The organism is Leptospira hartskeerlii (assembly GCF_002811475.1).
In the GTDB taxonomy this organism is placed as follows: Bacteria; Spirochaetota; Leptospiria; order Leptospirales; family Leptospiraceae; genus Leptospira_B; species Leptospira_B hartskeerlii.
In genome coordinates this window covers 258,811-282,582 of the sequence record NZ_NPDL01000004.1, presented here as the reverse complement: position 1 = coordinate 282,582, position 23,772 = coordinate 258,811, and the positions used below count along the sequence as shown (strand labels likewise).

Here is a 23,772-nt window from a genome sequence, read left to right as displayed (position 1 = left end):
CAATTCTCCGGTTCATCAAACCGGAGAATATTTACTCCATAAAATATAAAAACTGCAAAGTAGCGGCAAGTTCCATTGCCAATGCAACCCCTATATGTATCAGAATTCCTGCATATACCGATTTAGTCCTGTAGGAGATCATACCTAAAATAAAACCGCCGAAAAAGGAACCTAACGCTTCGAATTGGGGTTTTGTAAAATGTAATAAACCGTACATAAATGCCATCGCTAAAACTGCAGGTTTACTTCCTGCTCTGGAAGCCAATGGAAAAACCATAAATCCTCTGAAGAAAGTTTCCAAAACTGCGAAGTCGGCTGCATAAGAAATTTCGAATAGAATGATCCATAAAGTAGGAGGATAGATCAAATAACCGTCAGACATTCTTCCTGCGAACCTAGGATATACGGAAAGAAAAGAAAGAGAGAAGGATGCAATTGCGATTATAGGGAGCATCAATCCTAATAAGAACAATACTTCTCCGAACTTGGGAGATTTATCTAAACCTAAGAGTCTGTCCTGAGAATTTTTGCGAAGAATGATCCAAGCCAGAGGTAATGCAACATACGCAAGAATTGTCCCCATGTAGTTTACGGTAAGCATCGCAATTTCTACGGAAGAAGAACCAGCCCAGCGAAATAACTCAGAATCCCTGATCCTTGCAGAACATACAATTGCAAGAACTACTACAAAACCTAAGATCAAAGGAATAGAAGATTTGAATTCGTTTAACTTTCCGTAGAACGCAAGAGCAATCGGATAGATGACCAAAGCACCTGCGGTAAAAAATAAAAAGTAAAATAGACTTAAACCGATCTGGTTATCTTTTAAAGCCTGAGTAAAAAGTGGAGCAAATCGAAAGGAATAATTATAAGACCAAAAAATTAAAAATAAAAGGAACACTCCCCCGAAAGAGATCCAATCCCTTTTGTCTTGAAAAAAATCCTTTAAACTTTCTTTTAATAAGCCCAAAATTCTCTCCGGACCGGTATACCCGATACGGAAAGAATTTTCTTTAGTGAAGTCTAGGTCTATCGTTTTCGGCTCAGATTTTAGGAAAGACCACAGACGTGATCCCAAATTGTTTTTCGAATTCGAAACTATACACAGTCTTGTTCTCTTTAGGAGGGATCATAGACATTGCTCTTTCAGTCATTGCAGTGATAGAAAGTGAAGGATTCACTCCTAAATTTACAGGTATCATAGAACTATCGCATATTCTTAAATTTCTATAACCATAAACTTTATTCTCAAAATCGATCACACCTTCTTCCGGATCCGAACCCATCACACAACCGCCCATGATATGCCCGGTTATAGGAGCATTCAAAAGAACATCATTTAAAGAACTTCTAGGAATTCCTCCTATCTTCTTCGCAACCTTTCTTGCAGTCTGATTTGCAATCGGGATATAGGAAGGTACCTTCTCACCTGAGCCGATAGCGGAAGTCATGGACTTCTCAAAAGGCCAGGACATTCTTCTTTTTTGAACCAGCTTTACCTTATTATCCAAAGTTTGCATGACTAGAAGAATGAGAGAATTTTTAGCAAAACCGAAAGGCCATGACGCTTTCAAAAAATATATAGGCTGAGTGAACATGGTGAAAAAATATTTGAGAGGTCTAGGAAAGAAACCTCCTCCATCAGTAAGAACGCTCGCAAGAGTTCCGAAAAAGTCAGAACCTTTTGAATAACGAACCGGCTCTATATGAGTGTGTTCATCCGGATGAATGGAAGAAGTGATCGCAACTCCTCTAGAAAAATCCACATCCTTTCCGAACTTGGTAACCCCCAAAACTGTTTCGCTATTTGTACGAACATCATCCCCCAAACGAATAGAAAGACGTTTCATATGTCCAGCTTCTCTGGAATGTAAAAGTAAACCTACAGTTCCCATTACTGCCGCCGAAAGTACAACGGACTTTGCCTTAAATTTCCTTTTAGGCGAACCGAGCCAACCGGTTGTAGATCGAGTGGAAAGTTGGTAACCGAATTCTCCGCTTGCATCCGGATCCATTTCTCCTCTTTCATTTAAAGGAACTATATCAGTTACTTTTGTTTCGGGAAGTATTCTCGTTCCTAACTTTTCGGCAAAAAATAGATAATTTTTATCTAATGTGTTTTTTGAATTAAAACGACATCCAACCATACAGCCTCCACAAAGATTGCATGTGGTTCTTTCAGGACCATCGCCTAAGAAGAATGGATCTTCTACCGTTTGTCCTTGTTTTTCTCCGAAGAATACTCCGACAGGAGTTGCTGAAAAAGTTTCTCCTCTTCCCATTTCATGCGCGATCTCTTTTAAGATCGCATCTGATCCATCTAAGTGAGGATTTTTAACTACACCCAACATTGTGGAAGCGACTTTATAGAAAGGAAGCATTCCGTCCTTACCACCGATCTTTTTATATGTAGGATGATTTAATGTTTTATCGGAAGGAACGTAAAGTGTGTTTGCATATACCAAAGAACCTCCCCCTACTCCTGCACCACTAACTAGAAAAAAATCTTTTAGAAGATTCAATCTTTGGATCCCGTAAAATCCTAATCTAGGCATCCATAAATATTTGTGAACGGACCAATTCGTTTTAGGAAATTCTTTTGCAGTCCATCTTTTACCGGACTCGATTACCAAGACAGAATACCCTTTTTGGCTTAATCTCATGGCGGAAACACTCCCACCAAAACCGGAACCTACTATGATAAAGTCGTAATCAAAATGAACGTTTGTTTTCTCTTCTGTCTTCATAAATCCGACCTAAACATATCGATTTATTAACTCAATCCATTTTCGGACTTGACTATGCGTTCGAAAAACTTCTACTACTAATTCGTTTTATCATCCTTATAAAAAGATCGGAGAACTATATGCAAGAGTTGCCGAAAGTCTGCGTTATTGGCGCTGGCTCTAGTGGAATCACTGTTTGTAAATCATTGCAGGACAAAGGAATCCCTTACGACTGTTACGAAAAAGGAAGCGATGTTGGAGGTAATTGGAGATATAAAAACGACAACGGTTTGAGTAATATTTATAAATCATTACATATCAATACTCATAGAGATAGAATGGAATACAGGGACTATCCGATGCCAGATTGGTACGCGGATTATCCGAATCACGAGCCTATTCAAAAATATTTCGTAGATTATGTGGAACATTTTGGACTTCGTAAACATATTAAGTTTAAGAACGGTGTGGCAAAAATTGAGCCGCAGGACGACGGAACTTATCTAGTCACTAGCGAGAAGGGAGAAAAAATATTTTATGATGCGGTTATTGTAGCTAACGGACATCATTGGTCTCCTCGTTGGCCTGAACCTGACTTTCCCGGCAAATTTAACGGAAAGATAATACACTCTCACGACTATGTAGATCCGGAACATCCGATCCAATTGGTAGGCAAAAGAGTTGTAGTACTTGGTATGGGAAACAGCGCTATGGATATTTCCGTTGAGTTAAGCCGTCCTGGAGTTGCAAAAAAAGTTTTCTTAAGTTCCAGAAGAGGCGCTTGGGTGATCCCGAATTATCTATTTGGAAAACCTTTAGATAAACAAACAGAGTTACTTCCTCCCGGAACACCTTTCTGGTTAAAACAATTTCTGTTTGGAACTATGTTAAAAATTGGGGTTGGTAAAATGGAAGATTTTGGTCTTCCGAAGCCGGATCATAAACCTGGAGAAGCTCATCCGACTATCTCTCAAGATATTTTAGTAAGACTCGGAAGAGGAGATATAAAATACAAACCTGTGATCCAAGAATATAATGGAAACAAGGTAAAGTTTTCTGACGGCTCCGAGGAAGAAATTGACGCGATCATTTATTGCACTGGATATAACGTCAAGTTCCCATTCTTCAAGTCTGAGTTCATCTCTGCTCCCGAAAATCATCTTCCTTTGTTCCATAGGACTTTCAAACCGGACCTGAATAATTTATTCTTTGTAGGATTGTATCAGCCTTTAGGAGCGATCATGCCCCTCGCAGAGTTCCAAGGAAAATGGCTCGCAGAATATCTAACTGGAAATTATAGCCTACCTACAAAACCGGAAATGCAAAAGCAGATCCAAGAATACGAAAAAAGAATGAAGAAGAGATATGTAACTTCTGCAAGACATACAATGCAGGTAGACTACGAAGACTTTTTGTATTATATGCAGAAGGAGTTAAAAGCAGGTAAAAAGAGAGCTTCAAAAAGTTTACAAACATTACCCGTTCCATCCAAAGCAAAATATAAACAATCCGGAAAACAAAGCTCTTCGAACGGAAAATCGGAACCAAGGAAAAAAAGTGCTTTGGCAAAAGTTTGAAACCTTAGCCGCAAGAGCTTTACTTTCTCTTCCAAACTCAGTACTTGGGATCTTCGGAAAGGATATCAAAAGAGGAAGGACCTTGGATCCCAAGGTCCGAACCGCATTACTTTTAGCTAAAATAAAACCTAAACCGGAAAATTTAACTCCTCCTAAAGCGAGAAAACTTTTCAAAAATATAATGGAATTTTTCGACTTGGAGAAAGCAGAAATTCCCAGGGTGGAAAATTTCTCAATCCCCGGAACAGGTCCGAGAATCAATGTCAGATTATATTCTTCTAATATATCTAAAAACTTAGAGCCATGTTTACTTTATTTTCACGGAGGAGGATTCGTAATCGGGGATTTGGAATCTCATGATCCGCCCTTGAGATACTTAGCGAAAACTTCAGGTAGAGCGATACTCGCAGTCGATTATAGATTGGGACCTGAACATGCTTATCCTTCTTCTTGGGAAGATGCATATTCCGCTTACAAATGGGTAAAGGAGAATGGAAAGTCACTCGGAATTGATCCAAAGAAAATTGCAGTAGGTGGAGATTCTGCGGGAGGAAATTTAGCAATTTCCATTTCTACGCAGGCAAAAAAAGAAAAACTCGCTCTTCCTCAATTCCAAATACTTATCTATCCTTGGATCGATCTAATCCAAGAAAGAAAAAGTGTAGAAGAATTTGCAAATGGATACGCTCTCACTCGGGATTTGCTCCGATATTTCAAATATCACAGCTTACCGAATGTAAAAGATTGGAAAGACCCAAGAGTTACACCTTTCCAACAAACAAACTTCTCTCATACGCCTAAAACTTATATGTTGATCGCAGGATTTGATCCATTACAGGACGAAGGACTCGCATATGCAGACCTTCTTCAGAAAGCAAAAGTAAAACTGGAAATTAAAACCTATGAAACCTTGATCCACGGATTTTTCAATTTAGGAAGAAGTGTTCCTGAAGCAAAAAATGCCCTGGATCAAATCGCAAAATGGATACAAGCTGGTTTTACCGAAAAATAATATTCTATTTTTGTAAAGTAACCGGCAAAAAGACTTTTAGAAAGCCCTATAAACTAAATTATGCTGAACTGATTCTACAAAACCAGATTTGGAAGAAGCAGTCTTGAGAATATTCAGGCCTGGATCGGATTTATACGTAACTTTGTATGTATTCTCCATAATAGTTTCTATATTCAAAATAATAGAATTTGGAAGCAATTCCTTGATCTTATCAGAGCTAGTTCCTGAAACTAATTTGAAAATATATTCGTTCGGAACTATTCGTCCAGGCTTCACATATTTACCTTTTTCAGTAGGAAGATTCTTAGGAAATCCTTGAGAAAATACGGAAAGCACACTCAGAGATAGAAAAACAAAAATCGAAATTGCCTTTAAAAAAGTCTTAAGGAACATCTACACTTAAATCCGTAGGCGCTTCCAGATTTCGAATCGCTCCGTTTCCGTTAGCTGCCTTTCCATATTTAGTAATGTTTTGGAGAGAACTAGCAGTCGTGCCGCCTGCAACAATCGCTTTAATCGTATCTGAATATGTAAATTTAGGATTAAACGACCTCAACAAAGTAGCAAGTCCGGTCACATGAGGAGTCGCCATAGAAGTTCCGTTAATGGTATTGTATTGAGTTAAATCATTAACATCTAAAGTAATTAAATTAAATGCGGTGATTGCGACCCCCGCCCGATTGACAGAAGAATCTGAAACGAATTCATAACCGAAATAGCATGTGGAAGAGCCGGCACAATTTTTCGCTGCGACTTCAAAATTCGCGATCAATGAACCGTTTGTTTCGCCGGAAAGACTTCCTACTTTATTAATAGAACTGAATATAATTGATGGGACAGAAGAAGTGGAAGCATACATATTGATACCATCATAACCAGATTCTGTATCTAAATATAAATTCATTCGGGCAGTGACGGCATCTGCACCTGAAGTAATCGAGATAGGAGCATACGTAACGGAATATGTATTAGATGAGTATCCGGAAGTAGAAGTGCCTATAATTGCAGTCGCGCAGCTAGTTGATAAATATAGAACAGTTGGAGGACAGTTCGCGGAATTCCAAGCTGTTCCTTGGACAGTAGTCTTTGTCCAGCTAGCAAAAGCTAAAGAAGTAGCTGCTTCCGCACCTGCCCAGGTACTTCGAATATTCGTGCCAGGAGCGCCTATATCCACTCTACTTTTGGAAGAATCATAATTGGAGAAGCTAGCTAACTGAAATTTTTGGTCTAAAGCCGCTACGCAAAGAATATTAGCTTCATCATACTCACAAGGATACGTATTATCCGATTTCAGATCGTTACTATCATTTCCTGCAGCAACCACGAATAATGCGTCATACTTGCTTCCTGCATTTGCCATCGCAGAACGCATAGCCGAATCGTAATCAGGACCACCTAAACTTAAGTTTAAAACCTTGGCACCGTTGCGTACTGCAAAATTAATCCCTTTAATAATAGTGGCTGTATCTCCGGAACCAGATTGGTCCAGAACTCGAACCGCCATAATTTTAGCAGTCCAACAAACTCCTACAACTCCTATTCCATTAGCTCCCTCGGCCCCGATCGTACCAGCCACATGAGTTCCGTGTCCATTCAAATCCATAGGATTGGAATCATTGTCTGCGTAATCCCAACCATTGGAACACGCGCCTAAAGAAACGCCTTTATCCGATACGCAAGAACCCGAGCTCCACATATTCGCACTAAGATCTTGGTGATTATAATTCACTCCTGAATCCACGACGGCTACGATCGTGTTAGAACAATCTGTGTTCACATCCCATGCACTTTCCATTCTCATATCGTCATTGCTTGTTCCGGGATTATTTGTAGCATATGTTGCAGTTAGCACACTTTGCCCTGTATTATTCATTCCCCATAACTGATTATAGATCGGATCGTTCGGAGATGTGCTTGCGTGATAGATAAAATTCGGCTGCACATATTCCACATCCGGATGAGTAGAATACTCAGCAACGGCCTCTTCTACAGTTTGGCCTTCTCTCAATTCAACTTGAGAAATTCCAGTCTCACCTAAATCGTTTAGTACTTTTCCATTAAAAGAGCTGACTGCATACGATTTTACTGAGTCTCCGGCATTGTCTTTAAACTTGACCAAGACTTCCGAAGATTTAAATTTTATTTTAGAATCTCTTTTATAATATTTTTTATTATCAGTATTTCCAACCGGATCCAAAAGTTTGGACCAGTTCGGAAGCACAGTCATTTCCTTTTCAGCAAAAAGATAACCGACAGAGAAGATCGAAAAAATTAGAGCAAATATGATTAATTTATTCTTCATAAGATTTATTTAATATCCTGGGGAGCTTACTTTTGCCTGGATCGATTTTGAAAATGTAGAGCCGGTTCCATTAAATTGAGAAAATGATTTCACTCTAATATACCAAGTCCCTGCGGAACTTACTGTAATCGTTTTATAATTCGGAGTATAAGGATCTCCTGCATACATTACATCTGTATCGCAGGTCACACCTGAATCTCCTTCCGCGCTAAAGTCCGAACCTTTTTTATAACAGACCCTGTAAGCACCCGAGGCCATATGAACTGCATGCTCTTTAGAATGTGCCCAGGTTACGATAATGTCCCTTCTGCCTCCCGCTCCAGAGACATCCAGAACAGAACTGGAAGCATTTCCTCCTTTTCCATTACTTGTGCTTAGAGTAACAGTAGCAGACTTAGAGCCAACGCTTGTAGGGCTGAACTTTATCAAGAACGTAGTGGATGTATTAGGAGAAAGACTGGTGACAGAAGGTTGAGTCAATATAAATTCTCCAGGATCCGTCCCGCTTAAAGCAACAGGAGTGCCCGAAAGATCTAAATTAGAACTTCCTAAATTACGGATTGTGACCGTCTTACTGGAAGATATAACTCCAGGAAACACACTTCCGAAAGAATAAGAAAAACCCGTGCCACTTGTAATATCTCTGGAAATACCATTATTATCCGAATACGTCACTGAAATTTGCGGCACGCTTCCGGAAGTTCCAACCCCAGAAAGACCAAGAGCATAACTTGCAATATTCGGATCATTACTATCTATGGAAATCGAAGCGGAGAATGTGGAAACGGAAGGCGGATTGAAAGAAATCGTAAATGTATAAGTTTTTTTAGGAGAGACCGTAACCGAAGAACCGTTTTCACCGAAACTACCTGCATCGGTTCCGCTTAAAGAAATATTAGAAATTATTAAATCTTGGTCTCCGGAATTTTTAACCGTAATCGTTTTGGAAGAAGTTCCACCGGAAGGAGCATAAAAATTCGTCTGTGCATTCGGAATAAAATTAAAACTACCTTCCGAAACTTGGATAGAAGGAGCCGGAGCTTCTGTGCCAGTTCCTTTCAAATAAAGAATATAAGTACCAATATTCGGATCATCCGAATTGATTATCAAATACGCGGACTTTACACCGGCCGAACTAGGTTGAAAACTGATCTGAAAAGAACTAGAATCTCCGTCTGCCAAGCTCGTGCTCGCCGGTTGGGAATCGATCACATACTGAGAAGAGTGTATCCCACTTTTAGAAACCGCATCCGGACTTCCGGTTAGAGTAACTGTAAAATTTCCGTCATTTTCAACCTTCAAAGTATTAGAAGAAGAGGAACTAATCAAAGCAGAACCTAAGGAAAGTGTAGAACCGGAAGAATATCTATTGCCTGCCGAGTCCGAAATATGCAGACCCTTGATACCGGAAGAAGACGGAAAAATTGGAAATAATTTCATTCCACCGCCCCCTCCCCCGCAATTCAATTGCGGAATAATCCCTACCAAAACACATAAAATAAAAATAAAACGATAATAACCTGAGCTCAATTTCGAATCCCTACTATGTTGGAATTCCTACAAGGAATCCAATATAAGTTATGATATTATTAACAAACGGAGACTACATTTCTCCCATTCTATTGCCAAATGTTTGGAAAGGTACGTCCAGAAAAATACGATCTTAAAACCAGGAAGAATTGGCAGAATAATTCTAAAAACCGGCGAAAAAAGGGAACTATATGGATGGCAACTTTTCGATATTTTGCTTTGGATCAGTTGATAGTGGGAAAATACTTGGACCTCGGGATCTTAGGTGCCGATAGGTAGTAAGAGCCTAAAAACCTCGTCCAATAGAGATTTATGACCCTCAGAAAATATTCCGTTTTTCTTTATGTTTCGGTTTTATTCTTCCAGGCACCCGCTTTTGCCCTGGGAACCTATTCGGAAGGCTGGACGGTCGCAAAATTAATCCAATTCGAGAGCCGAGGGATCGTATTCGAATCCTATGAGGGAGTGATAGAAGTACTAACCTTTGATCCTGCGGAAGAATGCGATGAGACCAGGGACGAATGTTATATGCCAATGCGCAGAAAGGCGAATTTCAGCGTTCGCCCGGAAAACGCAGATGTAGTAAACTTTCTAAGTAAAAACCTAAACCAAACTATCCTGATCCAGTTCAATATCCATAGGATCCAGCCGATCGCACTCTCAAGCAGTATCGAAGTCATTCAAGCACAATATCAAGAAAACATAATACCTCATTCCACTCCAGTAAAAGATCCAAGTGGAAGAATTACAGTTTGGGTACAAGCCCATGATACCTCTCACCCGATCGATAAGATGGTAAGTCGTAAGACTGGAGGAAAAAGAAATTTTTCCGTGATGGGAAGGATCCTAAGTTTAGAATATAAAGGCACGATCGTAGGGACCTACGAAGGTCTTTATATGGACGAGTCTCGGGGAAGGATACATCCATTCTCCATCACTTCCGAGGAGATGGCGGAATATGCCTGGAAGGCGATGAAGTATACCGGTAAATATTATATGGGAGTATCTGTCGCTTTTGTGACGGGAGCCAGAGAATCACATTACGATATTTTTGAGATTAATTTTAGGGAACCTGCGGGTACCCAAGAAAAGCCTAAAAACTAAAATTGCTCAAGTAAGATTTAGAATCCGAAGTGAATTGTCTACAAACAAGATAACCTTCGTTTCCAGTTAGAACAAGAACTTCTATATTACCTGAAAAATTTCCGGAGAGATCTTCTCTGATATAAACTTTAGCATCCGCAAGTTCTAGCGGAGCCTCTAATCCGAAGTGAAGAATATCCCAAGCAAGTTCTTCTTTCCAAAAACTTTCGTCGACCTGGTTTCCCTTCTTCCAACCTTGTTTCAGGAAAAGTTCTGGAGAGACTTTCAAATTAAAATGAGCATACACATTATGATCGGAAGGCTCTGCAAAAATTCTTAAATTCTGAGTATCTGCTAATTTGTGTGCCTCTACATAATAGGCGGCATCTTGCACCATTCCTAAGGAGGGATCTTGGATTTCGTACAAATCTCCCTCACAATTCGAACTCATTATAAAAGAGAGCACGAACAATAAGGAATAAAAGAAATGCCTAAATGAAAGTCCCATACGTTATTATACGAATATTTTTAACATGAAGAGGCAGAGATTTTTTCAGAATTTCATAAGAAAATCATTTTGGAAAGAAATTTCTTAGATTTCAAAGAGACTAAATCCTAACCCAAATTATATAGAAAATCAGACCTAAGTATCTAAAAATCCCCTCCCATTTTTTCGACTTGACAAAACTTTTCAACTATTTCGACGTCTAAATAAATGAAACCTGAATACGTAATTCATTTATTATCTAGGACTAGGGATCGGATCCAAAAACATTTGTCCGAAGAGTTCTTAAAGCAAGGGATTCGAGATCTGGTGCCAGCTCACGGAGGCGTACTCTTTGTTTTGGGTAAAGAAGGTCCGCTCACTATGAGCGAATTAGCAAAGCTCTTAGACAGGACTAATTCTACAGTGACTGCTCTTTTGGATAAGATGGAAGAATTCGGCTACATTAAAAGATCCAAACCTTACGAAGACGAAAGAGTTACTTCGGCAGAATTAACGGAGAAGGGAAAACAAACTTTAGAGAAAGTACAAAGAGCTTCCAAAGCCACACTTACAAAGCTCAGCCAGAATTTGGAGCAGGAAGAAAAAGAAGAATTCATGCGAATCTTAACTAAAATCCATTCGAATTTCGATCTATGACGCAAATTTTTTAAAACATTTATTTCGATATCGAAATAAATAGGAGAACAATTATGTTAGAAGGTAAAACTGCGGTAATCACCGGATCAGCCAGAGGAATTGGTAAAACGATCGCAAAAATGTTTTTGGAAAGAGGCGCTAAAATCATTCTTTCGGATCTAGAAAATTCCAATTGTGAGGAAACAGCAGACGAATTGGCAAAATATAATTCAGAAAGAGTCTTCTGGAAAACCTGTGATGTGACTTCTAAAAATCAAAATAAGGAATTGGCGGAATTCGCAATTGAAAAAACCGGATCCTTGGATATTTGGATCAACAACGCAGGAGTCGTTCAAGACGATCTTCTCTTAAGAATGTCTGAAGAAAAATGGGAGAAGGTACACTCTGTAAATTTGAAAGCGGCCTTCTTCGGGATCCAAAGTGCGGCAAAGTTTATGCTTAAGAAAAGCTCAGGCAGGATTGTAAACATTGGATCCGTTTCCGGCTTTTATGGAAATGCGGGACAGGCAAACTATTCTTCTGCAAAAGCTGGACTCTTTGCTCTTACCAAATCTGCGGCCAGAGAACTTGCATCCAGAAATATCACCGTAAACTGTGTAGCTTCCGGTTTTATCAATAACCAATTCGCTAAAAATGTTCCGGAAGAAATTAGAAATTCTATCTTAGATTCTATTCCTTTGAAAATCAAAAGAAATCCAGAAGAAGCTGTCGCTTCTGCAGTTGCATTTCTTTCTTCGGAAGAAGCGGATTGGATTACGGGAGCAACCCTTAGAGTGGATGGGGGAATGCTAATCGGTTTTTAGACCGAATACTTATTTTGTAATTTTATGGACAGGCAAGAGAAGTATCTAAAAAATTTCTTGCCTGTTCTTTTACTAGAAGGGACTTAACTCTTAAGATTATCTTCTTCTTATCATATGAATTCGCTTACAAAATATTGCCACTATGTTCTTTCCCTCGAAAAGGACCAAGATCCTGAAAACAAAATCTATCATGATACTGAATATGGTTTTACCTTAAAATCGGATGACGAGCTATTCGGTAGACTTATCCTAGAGATCAACCAAGCGGGTCTATCCTGGACCACGATCTTAAGAAAAAAGGAAAACTTTCGCAAGGCATACAAAGACTTTTCGATCAAAAAAATCTCAAAATTCTCCGAAAAAGATTTCGATCGGCTTATGAACGATGCAGGGATCATTCGGAACAGACTTAAAATAAACGCAGCCATTCATAACGCAAATGTGATCGTTGGTCTCCAAAAAGAATTTGGAAGTTTTCAAGATTGGTTGGCCTCTCATCATCCCAAATCATTGGAAGAATGGACCAAACTATTCAAAAAAAATTTCGTGTTTGTGGGTGGAGAGATAGTGAATGAATTTTTAATGAGCACAGGTTATCTAGAAGGCGCTCATGGACCGGGTTGTCCCATTTATAAGAAAGCATTAAAATCCAAGCCTGCTTGGAATTCTAAAAAGATAAAATAGATCTTTATTTAGAAATGAAATCTCGCCCTTCTTTCGAAAAAATCAAAACAGTATCCGAATTCGAATCTCACTATTGGTATAGGGAAGAATTACAAGAGATCTGTCTAAATTTAAAAATCTCTTCCAAAGGTGCAAAGGCGGAACTAGAGGAAAGATTAAGATCGTATATTACATTAGGAAGAGAGAAATTTCTCAAAAAGGAAAGTTCTTCTAAAACTCCAATATCCGTTCGTAGAAAAACCAAAAGTGAAAAAGAGATCACTCTTAAATCTAAAATCATTCCGGAGGGAATTCGATTTGATTCTAAATTCAGAGAATTCTGTAGAGAGTATTATGATCTCAAAAAATTCAGTTTTACAAAAGCAATGGCAGAAGCAGTTCGAGATGCAGAGAAGGTCGGGAATCTAAAACTCTCCGTCCAAGACCTTTTGAAGATATATGAAAATCCCCCCAAGGAAGAAAGACCGGACGATCGCGTTCTAAGATGGAATCGTTTCGTAAAAGATTTTCATTCTGATCCGAAAACTTCTCCGCTTAAGAACAAACTGAATATAGCTGCATTTTTATGGGGAAAGGTCCGAGACAGAGTCGGCAGTAAAAAATTCGATCCCTCTCTTTTGGAAGAATTTGCAAAAGATATTCGAATATTGGAAGCTAAGGGTAATAAGTAACGCTAAATCTGTAACGAAAATCAGCTTTTTCTGCTGGTAGACTATCCTAACTCATTATAAAATATTATTCAAAGCAAATGAAAGTTAAGTTGTTCTCAGTCTCCATTCTATTTTGTATCGCGCTTAGTTTTCCTTTTTTCTTAGGAGCTCAGTCGGAAAGTAAGGCAGTATGTTTAAATTGGGAAAAAAATTTTCCCAAAATAGACTCCAAACTATATTTAGAAATCAGCGGTTTAGAACTGATCCTCAGTCCTCCTTTCGGCGCAACTATGAGAAGCAGAAGACCCGGAGAATTAGTGCCTATCATACATGGCTCTTATAAGACCGAAGGCAACAAAGACGTATTGATCGAATTTCCGTACGAACCCGCCGATCCGGACGAATGTTCCTTCAATTGTAAAGAACAATCACTTACTCTTCGCACTAACCGAAACACCGAAGAAGTATTTGAGAGTTGTTTCAAATCATGTAGGGACAATACGAGTTTCAAATTTGGAAAAGACAAATTCAAACTTCACTTAAAATTCAAAATTTACAGGGACGAGTCGGACACTTTAAGAATAGATTCCGTTTCTTATAAAGATCTGAACCCGATAACAGGAAAACTGGCTTATTCTTTTCCTCATTATTTTGCAGGCGATCTAGTAGAATGTGCTAATTCTATCTGGGATTAGTATATTTTGAAAATATAATGCTATTTATCCAATGATAAAAGTGCTTTTTCCAATCGATGGATATGTTTGGAGTCGCCGGACATCCCATAAAGCTGTAATGCGCCTTGGTAATAAAATAGAATACTTTCCGAAATTTCCTTTAACTCGGATTCGGTCTTTGCCTTCTTAGAACTCCAAGTGATTTCTTTTAAACAAAATTCGAAATCCTGTACCCAGCGATTCAATGCAACCTTTACAAAGTTTGAAATTTCAGGCTCGTCATGTGTTTGGTTGGATAAATTTGCATAAGGACACCCGTAGATATAAGTATTTTTCAAACCTCTCCTCAACATTTTCATCCAAGATTTAATAAAGTCGGAATAATTTTTTTCTCTCTTCGCAATCCTTTTAACAAAACCTAATATAGCTTCTTCCTGCTCCAAAAGGTATGCCTTACCCAGATCCTTTTTAGAAGGAAAATGGATGTACAAGCTTTTCTTAAAAGCTCCCGCCTCTTCCAAAATTTCATTTATTCCTGTATTGGGATACCCCTTCGAATAAAATAATTTAAAAGCAGCCTTTAAGATCCTTTCCTTGGCAGGGTCTTCTGACCGGATTAAGTCCTTTTGGATTCTCATCTTTTTTCTATTCTGATTATAATTATGGTAGACTGATCTGTCTACCATAATTTATTCTGGAAGTACTGGGTAGACCAATTTGTCTACCGGAGGCTTTTTATGAGACTCATGGAAAAATCGGATAAGATCATTACATCCTTCATCGTTCCAGTCCGCAAATCCGATATAGATGTAAACGGACATGTAAACAACGGAACCTATCAAAGTTATTTTGAAGAAGCAAGGATCAAAACCTTCCAACTTTTAAAGGAAGAAGGGGAAACAATCCTAAGTTCAGACCGCCTAATAGTCCGCCAATGCGAGATCGAATACAAGGCAGAGTTAAAATATCCGGAAGATGCCGTAGTTACTACTGACATTCTTCACTCCAATCCTGAATCCACAGAGATCATGCAGGAAATTTTCCGTGGCTCAGATTCCGCATTAGTGTGTAAGGCAAGATTCGTATTGAGCCTTTTTGATGATTCAGAAGAAGTCCTTTATTCTGAGGAAGACTATCCTTACGCATTCTACCATCCGATCAGCGTAGGTTGGGCAGAGATGGATCCGGAAGGTAAGGTAAATTTAGAAACGATACAATATTATTTAGATGATGCAAGAATCCGTTCTTCTTATCAATGCGGGTTGGATCTACATTCATTGCAGGCGAAAGGGATCGGCCCTGTAGTTTACAAAGCGGAATTGAATTATTTCGATTCACTTGGTTTTCCAGATGATTTTGTGATCGTAACCGTTTATCAAAAAGCTGAGAAGAATAGATTAGCTTTTCGTCATGATGTATTCTCTAAGAAGACTAAAAAATTGATCCTTACTTCTTTTGTACATGGGCTCTTTATGGATCTAAAAAGAAAAAGACCTCATCAATTTACGGAAGAAGAAATGAAAATGATCTTTAGCGTGAAAAATAAGCCGCTCTTTGATTGAATTTATGATTTGAAATTTCACTAACGTGAGGAGAGGGTATCTTCAATGAGATTCGAACATTGGGACCCTCTCCATTTTGTTATTATTGCCCTTACTGCATTCTTCGGTTTCGGTCTGCCTTATTTCGCTAGAAAGTTCGCTTCTCCAAAAATCAAAAATGCGATTGGATATACGCTCGGCACTATTCTTCTTTTAAACTATTTAGTTTATGTAATATATAGGATCGATTCAGGCTATTGGCAGGCTCGTTATGACCTGCCTATGGAGTTTTGTAATTGGTCTGCGATCGTAACTTCCCTGGCATTATTTACTCGGAATCGAACTCTTGCCGAACTTTCTTATTTTTGGGTGATTGCAGGTTCCATGCAAGGAGTGATCACTCCTGATCTTTCGGTCACATTTCCTCATATTTATTTTTTTATATTTTTCATCGCTCATTCCGGTCTCGTAATATCTGCTCTTTATGTTGTTTTCGGCTTGGAACTAACTCCTAGAAAAGGAGCTGTACTCCGAACCGTTCTTTACAGCCAGATTTACCTGATCGCCGCTTTAATTATAGATTTTGCCTTAGATGCAAATTACGGATATATGAGAGAAAAATCCGCAGCAGGTTCTCTGATGGATTATTTAGGTCCCTGGCCCATTTATATTCTTTGGATGCAATTACTTGGAATGATCCTATTTACGATACTATATCTTCCTTTTTGGAAGAAAAACGCCAGAGCAGAATAATTAAAGGAGAATGTAGTGAATCCACACTAAAGTAAGTGCCTGTCTCGAGCAGGCACAGATTACTCGGATTCTATTCTATCTACAGCGTCGATAGGAATGATCAAGTTTCCGTCAGGTCTTAATACGACGTAGAAACTATCTTGTTGGTAGATAATTCCTCTTTCCATCGATCCATCTTTCAAGTGAAGAATACGAACTTCTTGAGAGATTGCGTGAGGAGCTCCTGGGCCTTTACTATTTAAGATATCCGTAATGGATGCCTTGTCCACCTTCTTGACCAACTCCATCAGTTGTTCTCTTTCTTTCAGGTCTTTTGGAGGAAAACGAACCATACTCGCAAACTTTCTTTCCAGATCCGCTTTTTCATCCGGAAGTATTTTTTTGAGAGAGTTCTTAAGCTCTTTAGGGGAGATCAAGAATGGATCTTTAGGAAGAGAATCTACATGAGGTTTTAGGCTCTTGATTAAGGTCTCATCCAGTTGAGCGCCAGGCTGAGATTTTTTACTCGCCTTGATAGAATCTTCGATCTTTTTAAGACCTTTCATTCTTGCGGGAGACAATCCTTTCCATGCAAGTTGTTGCCCTGATTCTATCGTTAGTTGTTGTTTATCGAATAAGATCGGATATTCTTTTGCGAGTAGTGCAACTTCTTCCTTGGTTAACCAACTTGAGACCGATTCCAAGAAGATAGCGTCGCCAGATTCCAATCTGACTTTTCCTTCTATTACTTTTACGGAAAGGGAAGAATCGGTACGTCCTTTGTTAACCGAGAGCTTAGTCCCTTCCAAGATCAGTCGGAAATCGTTAGAGCCGATAGAGATATTTTCTGAATCTTTAGGACCTTGGCTATCTAGAAGAATTGTTCCGTATCCAAGAGACACATGGATTGCATTTTCTTTACGTTCTGCAGTAAAATCAGTATCCGGCAAAGCTCTGACAGCTACGCTCTTTTCTCCTTCTAACTGAACATCGCATACGGAAGATTTTCCGGATACGATCCTTTTGCCGGAAACATCTTCTCCCGCTTGCGAAGTTTTACCTTCGATAGAACAATCACCATAAGAATAAGTAAACTTATCTAAAGTGGCTTCTCCCTTTTTAATGGAAGAATTTTGATAGAAGTATATTCCAAAAGACGCAAATACTAAAGCCGCGGTTGCGAGATATATTATAGGTTTAGGAAAAGGTAGGATTTGTTTGGAAGAAGTCTGAGGAGATAAATTTTTCAACTCCTGCGATGCGCCGGAAGTTCTAAGTTGGGACTGGATTTGGACAATTTTTCGGTACTCGGCTGCTCTTTCTGGGTCCTTTAATACGATCTCCAAAAGTTGTTTTTTCCCGGCAGCATCAAGCTGACCGGAAATATATGACTCTAATAGGTCTTCGAAACTATTCGACTGTTGGATATTTAATGCCATCTTATAGTCCGATCCCTTCCGCTTCAAGATGAGTTCTTAATAATCTGAACGCACTAAGCAAACGACGACTAACGGTCCTCTCGGATATACCAAGAGCATCCGCAGTCTCCTTGAGAGTTTTCTTTTGGATTTCCTTCAGTAGTATTATACTCTTTTCAGGCTCGGGAAGACGGGAAACCCCATCTTTTAAAGCCAAATTGAGAGAATTTTTCTCCAATTCCAGAGGATCCTCATGGTTCCCGCCTGAAAGCTCCGGAAAGTTCTCTACATTTATTGAGACGTTCCCGGTCTCTTTCTTTGTACGATTGAAATGTTTAAAATAAAGGTTTTTAGCGATTGTACAAGACCAAGAGGAGAAGCTTCCCCTTTCGGAATCGAAACGATCCATGACCTCAAAGGCCTTTAAAAATGTCTCTTGGGTCAAATCTTCGGCAATTTCGGGATTTCCTGAGAGTTTGAGCAGGAAATGGTACACTGTATTCTTGCAGGACTCGTAAAGAGTGATGAATTCCTGTTGGGAAAGACCTTGCATTTTTAGTTCAGTACGGCCGGAAAAAGGATTTCTGCTAATTTTTGGGATATTCCGATTCTGCGGAAGCAGAAAAAATAAGGCCCCCGAAAATCGAGAGCCTTATCTTTTCAGAAAACGTGGCGACTTACCAGCCCCGTAATTTTAGCGCAAGAATTGGAACTTTTCGTTATCAGTCCAAGCGCAAGGCCATTGGACCAAGAGACCGCCGTCTCCAGTCGCACCACCCGCGATATCTAAACACTGGCTGCTATGTTTTGCTTGAAGAGCAAAGAATCCATCTCCGTAAGAAAGTAATTGGAATCTTTCATTGTTTCCCCCACCGCAAGAATATTGAATTACATTCATTCCTGCCGCAGTGGATCCACCCTTCACATTCATACATTTGCCGCTATGTTTTGCGATAAATCTAAAATATCCATCACCTGTAGATTCAAGTAACCATCTTTGGTTATCTTGGTTTAGATTTGTCCACTGCCAGATATTAACGCTGTCATTAGTGCTTTGACCGGAAACATCCATTACCTTTCCGCTATGTTTTGCCATGATGCCGGAATAATCCGAACCTGTCGGATCATTCACAAAAGGAATGCTTCCTCCAACGGAAGATTTACCACAACCGTCAGATCCGCAACCTGCGTTGGAACGCCAGTCTCCTCTTTCCATTGGGTGACCAATTCCGTCGAAACATCCACTTCCTTGGCAATTCATCCAACTAGGAGCATCACTACCCCTTCTCAATCGAACTAGGTTGTTCCAAGTGTCTTGGTGATAATCGTTGCCGCCTGGATTTCTGAAATCTTCGAAATACAAACATCCGCCGGATCCACCGTCATCATGGAATGACCCATGAGCGTTTTTACCGACGTAAGCAACAGGGTGAGTTCCATCTGCTACTTCGAAGTTACCGATCTCTTTGGAATACCATCCGGAGTGTTGAGACCAAGCAACTCGTTTCATTTGTCCGTTCACTACTAGGACACTCATTCCTTCCCAGTCTGCCGCGTGACTTCCGAAACTTAGGAAACAAGTACTTTGCCAAGCATAGAAGAACCAATATCTAATAAGAACTGCATTCGTTCCAACCAGAGAAGTGTCGTAGAATATAGGAACTTGGTTATTCGAAATTGTAGAATAATCTTTATTACAAAGGTCTTGAGCAGAAACTCCTGCGGCTCTTTGAGTGTAATAAGTCTGAGGATCACTCGTAAAACATTTTCCAGAATCTCCGGAACCTGTGGTAGTCTCTTGATCAAATCTCAAACGAGGTGCAAATTGTTGTGCCAATGCGTCCTGGTCAACATTTGGTCCACCGTTATCGGCTTGGCAAAGATATAGACTCATACTATCGCAATAGCGACCATTACAGCTTGCACCAGCGATGTACATAGATTCAGGCGCTACGAATTTTCCGCCATCTTCTTCAGAAATACCTGAAGTCCAATAACATCCTGTTCTAACCCCATTATTGTTTAATTGAGAACATTTTAAGGAAACGTTATCACAATAACTTCCTGAACATTTAATACCGGTCACGAATGCATTATTATCGCAAACACGATAGTTGGTTCCTTCTTCGGAAAACCAATCTGTCCACCAACTATTGGTATGTGTGTATCCGGATTCGCTTGCGAGAAGATTTACATCATCGCAATAACGACCGCTACATTTCAAACCGCGAGTTAAGAAAGTAGGTCCGGTCTCAATTGGGTTCGCACCATCAGTGGTCCAATTCAACCAATGTGGAGGAAAAATCTCGTTATGAAAATAAGTGCTGGCTGTGCTAAATAACTTAGATCCATTTCCGCTTTTAGAAGGAAGAAGGCTGGAAAGCACTCCTAACTCCGCTCCGTTCGACGAAGACTTATCGCTACAAGCCACGAATGACCCACCGAGAAGTCCTATGATAACCAGAGTATATACACTCCGGATGATGATTCTCTTCATTATGATCCCTCTTTAGTTTTAATGTGGAGGTTTTAAGTATTTAAACGATAGGGTTATAAAAGCTTCTTAATTCTCACTTACTTTCGAAACGAGATAATATATTTTTTGAAATAAATAAAATTTCTATTTCGAAGGCTCGTTCGATTTTAATAAGTAAAGTTCGTTCTATATTTTATAAAGAAGAAGTGCCAAATCACTAAAGGGATAGCATTAAGGCTTACGGCCCTTCTTCTTTGGAGAAGCAGCTTTAAGATTTTTAGGATCCGTATCTTTGCTCATTCTGATCAATTGAGGCCCCATAAATTTTAGGAATTCTTCTAAGAAAGTAACAAATCCTTTAGAACCTCTGTTCTCGCTTATGAAGATCAAAATCCTGCGAATTGCAGGATCTTCCGTAAGATCACCTAAAGCGGTTTCGTGAACATTCTTCTTATCTTTGTCTAGAAATGCTTTTAGCTCCAAACGAAAGAATATACACAGATTGATAAAATCATGGGTGAGTAGCCTTGATTCTCCCCTTTCTATTTTTCCTAAAAGGTTAGGATTGAATGGAACTCCATATTCTTTTTTAAGAGAGTCGGCAAGTTCCTTTAAAGAGAGACCTTTCTCCATCCGGCAATATCGGAAGACGTCGCCTATTTTAGCATAAATTGATTCGATGGAGCCGTTTTCCATATTTTGAACACTAAAAAGTGTTAAGAATAGAATATGATCTGTGACGCGGCTCTACTTTGAATCGAATTCTTTTTCTGTGGATTGACTTAGTGCGATTTACGGTGAATTTTCTATTCTAAGAGTATTTTAGTTACTTTTATATATTTATTATTCCCTATGTTACTTTAGGAATTTTTTTGAATATTGCCCATTCCCTAAATCTTAGGGATTATTTCTTTCCAAGGAAAAATTTCAGACAGTAGAATTTAAGATTCAAAATTTGGTTTGGGGCTTTGTTGTATAATTAGAATGGAAACCGATACAAAAAAACTAGACCGTATTATCTCTCATCCTTCCATCTGCGGAGGTAAGCCAGTCATCCGGGGAACCTCGATCCGAGTTTTAGAAATATTAGATATGATTTTTTTAGGATTCGGATACCGTGAAATCTTGAACGAATATCCGAACATTAAGGTTTTGGATATCGAAGCTTGTTTGGAATATGCTTCTAAAAGATTACATTCTCCGATATTAGATAAAGCGAATCGAGAACTTCCGAGAGAATTTGCTTCTTCAGAATTGAAAGATGCTGACCGGAGAGTTTCTTAAGGATTTGGGCTGGACTTTGAAGCCCGCGAAGCGGGCTATTGAAATAGAAAGGTCGGAGAATTAGAGTCTTTCTCCTATGATCGGTCCTCCGATTTTTTGCATCATTCTTTCTTTAGTTAAGATCAAATCTTCTCTATTGTCTGCGGCCATCTCGGCCGGGCCGTCCAAATAGATCGCACCTTTAGGACATGCTTCTTCACACATTCCGCAGAATATACAACGTAATAGATCTATCTCGAACTTCTTAGCAAATTTATCTTCAGGATGAAGATGTTGTATCTCAGGAGTTACATGTCCTGCTTCTATCTTGATTGCATCTGCGGGGCAAATCCACATACAGCAAAAACAGCTAGTGCATCTTTCTCTGCCTATCTCATCGCGCTTCATGGTATGCATTCCACGGAAACGAGGAGAGAACTTTCTTTTCTTTTCAGGAAATTCTAATGTGACTGCGCCTTTTAGAAAAGCTGCTTTGATAAAATGTTTAAGAGTTATCCAAAGCCCATTTGCAATCGAATAGGAATATAATCTTTGGTACCAAGCGGGCTTATGTTTTGCCGCTACATTAATTACATTAACTGTTCCCAACGGCTGCCTCTTTAGGGTTAGAACGTAATTCTAACGTTTTCTTTTCTAATAAGGAGAAGATTTCCGCAGAGCTTGATAAACCTTTTGGTGCTTCCATAGATTTATTGAAGTTCTGGACCCATCCCTTCTTATTCGTAAAACTTCCACTTTGTTCAGAATACACTTTTATCGGTACGGAATATTTTGCACTAGCAACATCTTCCGTAAGATTCGTTTCTAAAACTACTATAGATTCAGAAGGAACACCAGCTAAGATTTCAGAAACCTTTTCTTTAATTACAAAGATCAGATCGAATTCGCCTTTTATGGCCGCAGATCGAATGGAATCGATTCCTTCGCCAGAAACAAAACCCGAGTCTAAAGCACCTCTAGTGTTCGGCCTTTTGTCGGTAGTATATAAGAAATCCACTTGTTCAGGTTCTTTATATTGTTCAGAACTTACTCTTGCTTCCGTTACAAATGCAACTCCGAGTTTAGATAAGGATTCTTTGATAGATTTTAAGTTTTGGTCCGACTCGTGAGCTCCACCGATCACTGCGATCTTTTTAGATCTCGAAATTTTTTCAGAAATCTCATCCAGAACAGTAGTGCTAACGCTTACTTCTCCTCCTTTATAAAAGGAGAACAATCTGTTCGTATTCAGCCAATCAACATTGAATCTTCCTTTATCACAAAGGAAATATTGGTCCTTCTCCTCGTCGATACGAGGCATATATCGGAACATTTTATTGTCTCGAACATTTGTATAAGTTTTACAACCCGTGCTACACCCAGGACATACGGAGTCTTCGGATTTGTACCACCAGACCCTGGATTTGAATAATGTTTTATGATTTAATAATGCACCGACTGGGCAAATATCCGCAAGCGCGCCCTGGTAATTATGATTGATAGGTTCTTCTTTTGCGAGACCTATGATGGAATGATACCCTCTTTCAAAGAGCCCTAGGTTGGATTCTCCCACCATTTCTTCTTCGAAACGAACACAACGATAACATACGATACAACGATTATGGTTAATGATCAGGTTGGAACCGATCTCTTCTTGAGGAATATTTCTTTTTTCTAATGTGAATCTGGAATTTCCTTTCCCTTCTTTGAAGGAATTATCTTGGAGCTGACATTCTCCAGCTTTATCGCAGACAGGGCAATCTAATGGGTGATTTGCGAGTAGGAATTCCATCGTTCCTTCTCTCGCTTCGATGACTCTATCACTCTTAGTAATGATAGAAAGTCCTTCGGTGACTTTAGTATTGCAGGCAACTTGTAAGCGGGGAATCCCCTCTATCTCGATGAGGCACATACGGCACATGCCCACCACTGATAATTTAGGATGATAACAGAAAAACGGAATATCCACTCCGGCATCTTTAGCGGCGGATATCAGATTTTTTTTCTCGTCGACCTCGTATTCGATCCCGTCTATCTTTATCTTGACCACTCGAACCTCCGTTTTTCTAAACAAGCCAGGGCGTCAAATTTCATTTGAAACGTACTATTCTAAGTTGGCAACCCGTTTCTAGATCGCAAAGATGTGAGAGCCTGTCT

Annotated in this window: 24 protein-coding genes; 11 read left to right on the top strand and 13 right to left on the bottom strand. The window is 39.3% G+C overall.

Annotation, left to right across the window (positions count from 1 at the left end; translation table 11 throughout):
* Positions 1 to 31: 31 nt before the first annotated feature.
* Positions 32 to 1,078 (bottom strand): CPBP family intramembrane glutamic endopeptidase, encoded by a 1,047-nt coding sequence (locus tag CH352_RS09080; RefSeq protein WP_243396187.1) that lies wholly within the window; start codon positions 1,076 to 1,078, stop codon positions 32 to 34.
* A complete protein-coding gene (locus tag CH352_RS09075; protein WP_100704973.1) occupies positions 1,044 to 2,747 on the bottom strand; it encodes a GMC family oxidoreductase in 1,704 nt (567 codons plus the stop codon). Before CH352_RS09075 ends, CH352_RS09080 begins: the two co-directional genes overlap by 35 nt.
* Positions 2,748 to 2,866: 119 nt before the next feature.
* Between CH352_RS09075 and CH352_RS09070 the strand changes: the two genes are divergently transcribed.
* Both CH352_RS09070 and CH352_RS09065 read left to right on the top strand, forming a co-directional pair.
* Positions 2,867 to 4,303, top strand: a complete 1,437-nt coding sequence (locus CH352_RS09070; RefSeq protein WP_100704972.1) for a flavin-containing monooxygenase — start codon at positions 2,867 to 2,869, stop codon at positions 4,301 to 4,303.
* Positions 4,284 to 5,315 carry an alpha/beta hydrolase gene (locus CH352_RS09065; RefSeq protein WP_100704971.1) on the top strand — a complete coding sequence of 344 codons (1,032 nt, stop codon included), beginning with the start codon at positions 4,284 to 4,286 and terminating at the stop codon, positions 5,313 to 5,315. The genes CH352_RS09070 and CH352_RS09065 overlap by 20 nt, the downstream gene beginning before the upstream one ends.
* Before the next feature lie 36 nt (positions 5,316 to 5,351).
* Here CH352_RS09065 and CH352_RS09060 read toward each other — a convergent pair whose 3' ends face one another.
* The 3 genes from CH352_RS09060 to CH352_RS09050 are packed head-to-tail and all read right to left on the bottom strand — an operon-like array spanning position 5,352 to position 9,057.
* A complete protein-coding gene (locus tag CH352_RS09060; RefSeq protein WP_100704970.1) occupies positions 5,352 to 5,708 on the bottom strand; it encodes a hypothetical protein in 357 nt (118 codons plus the stop codon).
* A complete protein-coding gene (locus CH352_RS09055) occupies positions 5,698 to 7,617 on the bottom strand; it encodes a S8 family serine peptidase (RefSeq protein ID WP_100704969.1) in 1,920 nt (639 codons plus the stop codon). The genes CH352_RS09060 and CH352_RS09055 overlap by 11 nt, the downstream gene beginning before the upstream one ends.
* A gap of 9 nt (positions 7,618 to 7,626) precedes the next feature.
* Positions 7,627 to 9,057: a choice-of-anchor D domain-containing protein gene (locus CH352_RS09050; RefSeq protein ID WP_243396186.1), complete on the bottom strand. Its 1,431-nt coding sequence runs from the start codon at positions 9,055 to 9,057 to the stop codon at positions 7,627 to 7,629.
* Positions 9,058 to 9,459: 402 nt separating this feature from the next.
* On the opposite strand from CH352_RS09050, the gene lsa26 reads away from it, so the two are divergent.
* Entirely contained in the window at positions 9,460 to 10,251 is a 792-nt protein-coding gene (gene lsa26 / locus CH352_RS09040; protein WP_100704966.1) for a surface adhesion protein Lsa26, read from the top strand.
* Here the strand turns inward: lsa26 and CH352_RS09035 are convergent.
* The gene (locus tag CH352_RS09035; RefSeq protein WP_243396185.1) at positions 10,241 to 10,657 is read right to left on the bottom strand and encodes a hypothetical protein; all 417 of its coding nucleotides are present in this window, start codon (positions 10,655 to 10,657) and stop codon (positions 10,241 to 10,243) included. The genes lsa26 and CH352_RS09035 overlap by 11 nt on opposite strands.
* A 288-nt stretch (positions 10,658 to 10,945) precedes the next feature.
* On the opposite strand from CH352_RS09035, the gene CH352_RS09030 reads away from it, so the two are divergent.
* The 5 genes from CH352_RS09030 (at position 10,946) to CH352_RS09010 (ending at position 14,206) form a co-directional block, all read left to right on the top strand.
* Complete coding sequence (locus CH352_RS09030; protein ID WP_100704964.1) at positions 10,946 to 11,374, top strand: MarR family winged helix-turn-helix transcriptional regulator; 429 nt, start codon at positions 10,946 to 10,948, stop codon at positions 11,372 to 11,374.
* Between the two features lie 53 nt (positions 11,375 to 11,427).
* The gene (locus tag CH352_RS09025) at positions 11,428 to 12,177 is read left to right on the top strand and encodes a glucose 1-dehydrogenase (RefSeq protein WP_100704963.1); all 750 of its coding nucleotides are present in this window, start codon (positions 11,428 to 11,430) and stop codon (positions 12,175 to 12,177) included.
* Positions 12,178 to 12,291: 114 nt separating this feature from the next.
* Entirely contained in the window at positions 12,292 to 12,861 is a 570-nt protein-coding gene (locus tag CH352_RS09020) for a DNA-3-methyladenine glycosylase I (protein ID WP_100704962.1), read from the top strand.
* Between the two features lie 14 nt (positions 12,862 to 12,875).
* Positions 12,876 to 13,532 carry an SAP domain-containing protein gene (locus CH352_RS09015; protein WP_100704961.1) on the top strand — a complete coding sequence of 219 codons (657 nt, stop codon included), beginning with the start codon at positions 12,876 to 12,878 and terminating at the stop codon, positions 13,530 to 13,532.
* A gap of 77 nt (positions 13,533 to 13,609) precedes the next feature.
* Complete coding sequence (locus tag CH352_RS09010; RefSeq protein WP_100704960.1) at positions 13,610 to 14,206, top strand: hypothetical protein; 597 nt, start codon at positions 13,610 to 13,612, stop codon at positions 14,204 to 14,206.
* Positions 14,207 to 14,226: 20 nt separating this feature from the next.
* On the opposite strand, the gene CH352_RS09005 is transcribed toward CH352_RS09010, so the two are convergent.
* Positions 14,227 to 14,823, bottom strand: a complete 597-nt coding sequence (locus CH352_RS09005; RefSeq protein WP_100705284.1) for a TetR/AcrR family transcriptional regulator — start codon at positions 14,821 to 14,823, stop codon at positions 14,227 to 14,229.
* Positions 14,824 to 14,922: 99 nt separating this feature from the next.
* Between CH352_RS09005 and CH352_RS09000 the strand changes: the two genes are divergently transcribed.
* Together CH352_RS09000 and CH352_RS08995 are read left to right on the top strand one after the other, a co-directional pair.
* On the top strand, positions 14,923 to 15,747 hold the full coding sequence (locus CH352_RS09000) for an acyl-CoA thioesterase (protein WP_100704959.1): 825 nt from the start codon (positions 14,923 to 14,925) through the stop codon (positions 15,745 to 15,747).
* Positions 15,748 to 15,792: 45 nt separating this feature from the next.
* On the top strand, positions 15,793 to 16,479 hold the full coding sequence (locus tag CH352_RS08995) for a YwaF family protein (RefSeq protein WP_100704958.1): 687 nt from the start codon (positions 15,793 to 15,795) through the stop codon (positions 16,477 to 16,479).
* Positions 16,480 to 16,538: 59 nt separating this feature from the next.
* Here the strand turns inward: CH352_RS08995 and rsx are convergent, their stop codons facing one another.
* The 4 genes from rsx to CH352_RS08975 form a co-directional block, all read right to left on the bottom strand.
* Positions 16,539 to 17,897, bottom strand: coding sequence for an LIMLP_03685 family anti-sigma factor (rsx, locus tag CH352_RS08990; RefSeq protein WP_100704957.1), 1,359 nt, complete (start codon positions 17,895 to 17,897; stop codon positions 16,539 to 16,541).
* A 1-nt stretch (position 17,898) separates the two neighbouring features.
* Entirely contained in the window at positions 17,899 to 18,429 is a 531-nt protein-coding gene (locus CH352_RS08985; RefSeq protein ID WP_008590710.1) for an RNA polymerase sigma factor, read from the bottom strand.
* A 141-nt stretch (positions 18,430 to 18,570) separates the two neighbouring features.
* Positions 18,571 to 20,262, bottom strand: a complete 1,692-nt coding sequence (locus CH352_RS08980; protein ID WP_100705283.1) for an RICIN domain-containing protein — start codon at positions 20,260 to 20,262, stop codon at positions 18,571 to 18,573.
* A gap of 321 nt (positions 20,263 to 20,583) precedes the next feature.
* Complete coding sequence (locus CH352_RS08975; RefSeq protein WP_100704956.1) at positions 20,584 to 20,985, bottom strand: hypothetical protein; 402 nt, start codon at positions 20,983 to 20,985, stop codon at positions 20,584 to 20,586.
* A 351-nt stretch (positions 20,986 to 21,336) separates the two neighbouring features.
* On the opposite strand from CH352_RS08975, the gene CH352_RS08970 reads away from it, so the two are divergent.
* The gene (locus tag CH352_RS08970; RefSeq protein WP_100704955.1) at positions 21,337 to 21,636 is read left to right on the top strand and encodes a DUF433 domain-containing protein; all 300 of its coding nucleotides are present in this window, start codon (positions 21,337 to 21,339) and stop codon (positions 21,634 to 21,636) included.
* A 60-nt stretch (positions 21,637 to 21,696) separates the two neighbouring features.
* Here CH352_RS08970 and CH352_RS08965 read toward each other — a convergent pair whose 3' ends face one another.
* Entirely contained in the window at positions 21,697 to 22,224 is a 528-nt protein-coding gene (locus tag CH352_RS08965) for a NuoI/complex I 23 kDa subunit family protein (RefSeq protein WP_100704954.1), read from the bottom strand.
* Positions 22,211 to 23,665: an NADH-quinone oxidoreductase subunit G gene (locus tag CH352_RS08960; RefSeq protein ID WP_100704953.1), complete on the bottom strand. Its 1,455-nt coding sequence runs from the start codon at positions 23,663 to 23,665 to the stop codon at positions 22,211 to 22,213. Before CH352_RS08960 ends, CH352_RS08965 begins: the two co-directional genes overlap by 14 nt.
* Positions 23,666 to 23,772 lie beyond the last annotated feature (107 nt).

Coding starts and splice junctions, on each gene's coding strand:
- CH352_RS08975 (WP_100704956.1), bottom strand. CDS start 20,985: ATGGAGAAAGGTCTCTCTTTAAAGGAACTTGCCGACTCTCTTAAAAAA.
- CH352_RS09070 (WP_100704972.1), top strand. CDS start 2,867: ATGCAAGAGTTGCCGAAAGTCTGCGTTATTGGCGCTGGCTCTAGTGGA.
- CH352_RS09020 (WP_100704962.1), top strand. CDS start 12,292: ATGAATTCGCTTACAAAATATTGCCACTATGTTCTTTCCCTCGAAAAG.
- CH352_RS09050 (WP_243396186.1), bottom strand. CDS start 9,057: ATGAAATTATTTCCAATTTTTCCGTCTTCTTCCGGTATCAAGGGTCTG.
- CH352_RS09030 (WP_100704964.1), top strand. CDS start 10,946: ATGAAACCTGAATACGTAATTCATTTATTATCTAGGACTAGGGATCGG.
- lsa26 (WP_100704966.1), top strand. CDS start 9,460: ATGACCCTCAGAAAATATTCCGTTTTTCTTTATGTTTCGGTTTTATTC.
- CH352_RS09075 (WP_100704973.1), bottom strand. CDS start 2,747: ATGAAGACAGAAGAGAAAACAAACGTTCATTTTGATTACGACTTTATC.
- CH352_RS09015 (WP_100704961.1), top strand. CDS start 12,876: ATGAAATCTCGCCCTTCTTTCGAAAAAATCAAAACAGTATCCGAATTC.
- CH352_RS09055 (WP_100704969.1), bottom strand. CDS start 7,617: ATGAAGAATAAATTAATCATATTTGCTCTAATTTTTTCGATCTTCTCT.
- CH352_RS09005 (WP_100705284.1), bottom strand. CDS start 14,823: ATGAGAATCCAAAAGGACTTAATCCGGTCAGAAGACCCTGCCAAGGAA.
- CH352_RS08985 (WP_008590710.1), bottom strand. CDS start 18,429: ATGCAAGGTCTTTCCCAACAGGAATTCATCACTCTTTACGAGTCCTGC.
- rsx (WP_100704957.1), bottom strand. CDS start 17,897: ATGGCATTAAATATCCAACAGTCGAATAGTTTCGAAGACCTATTAGAG.
- CH352_RS09000 (WP_100704959.1), top strand. CDS start 14,923: ATGAGACTCATGGAAAAATCGGATAAGATCATTACATCCTTCATCGTT.
- CH352_RS08995 (WP_100704958.1), top strand. CDS start 15,793: ATGAGATTCGAACATTGGGACCCTCTCCATTTTGTTATTATTGCCCTT.
- CH352_RS09060 (WP_100704970.1), bottom strand. CDS start 5,708: ATGTTCCTTAAGACTTTTTTAAAGGCAATTTCGATTTTTGTTTTTCTA.
- CH352_RS09025 (WP_100704963.1), top strand. CDS start 11,428: ATGTTAGAAGGTAAAACTGCGGTAATCACCGGATCAGCCAGAGGAATT.
- CH352_RS08970 (WP_100704955.1), top strand. CDS start 21,337: ATGGAAACCGATACAAAAAAACTAGACCGTATTATCTCTCATCCTTCC.
- CH352_RS09010 (WP_100704960.1), top strand. CDS start 13,610: ATGAAAGTTAAGTTGTTCTCAGTCTCCATTCTATTTTGTATCGCGCTT.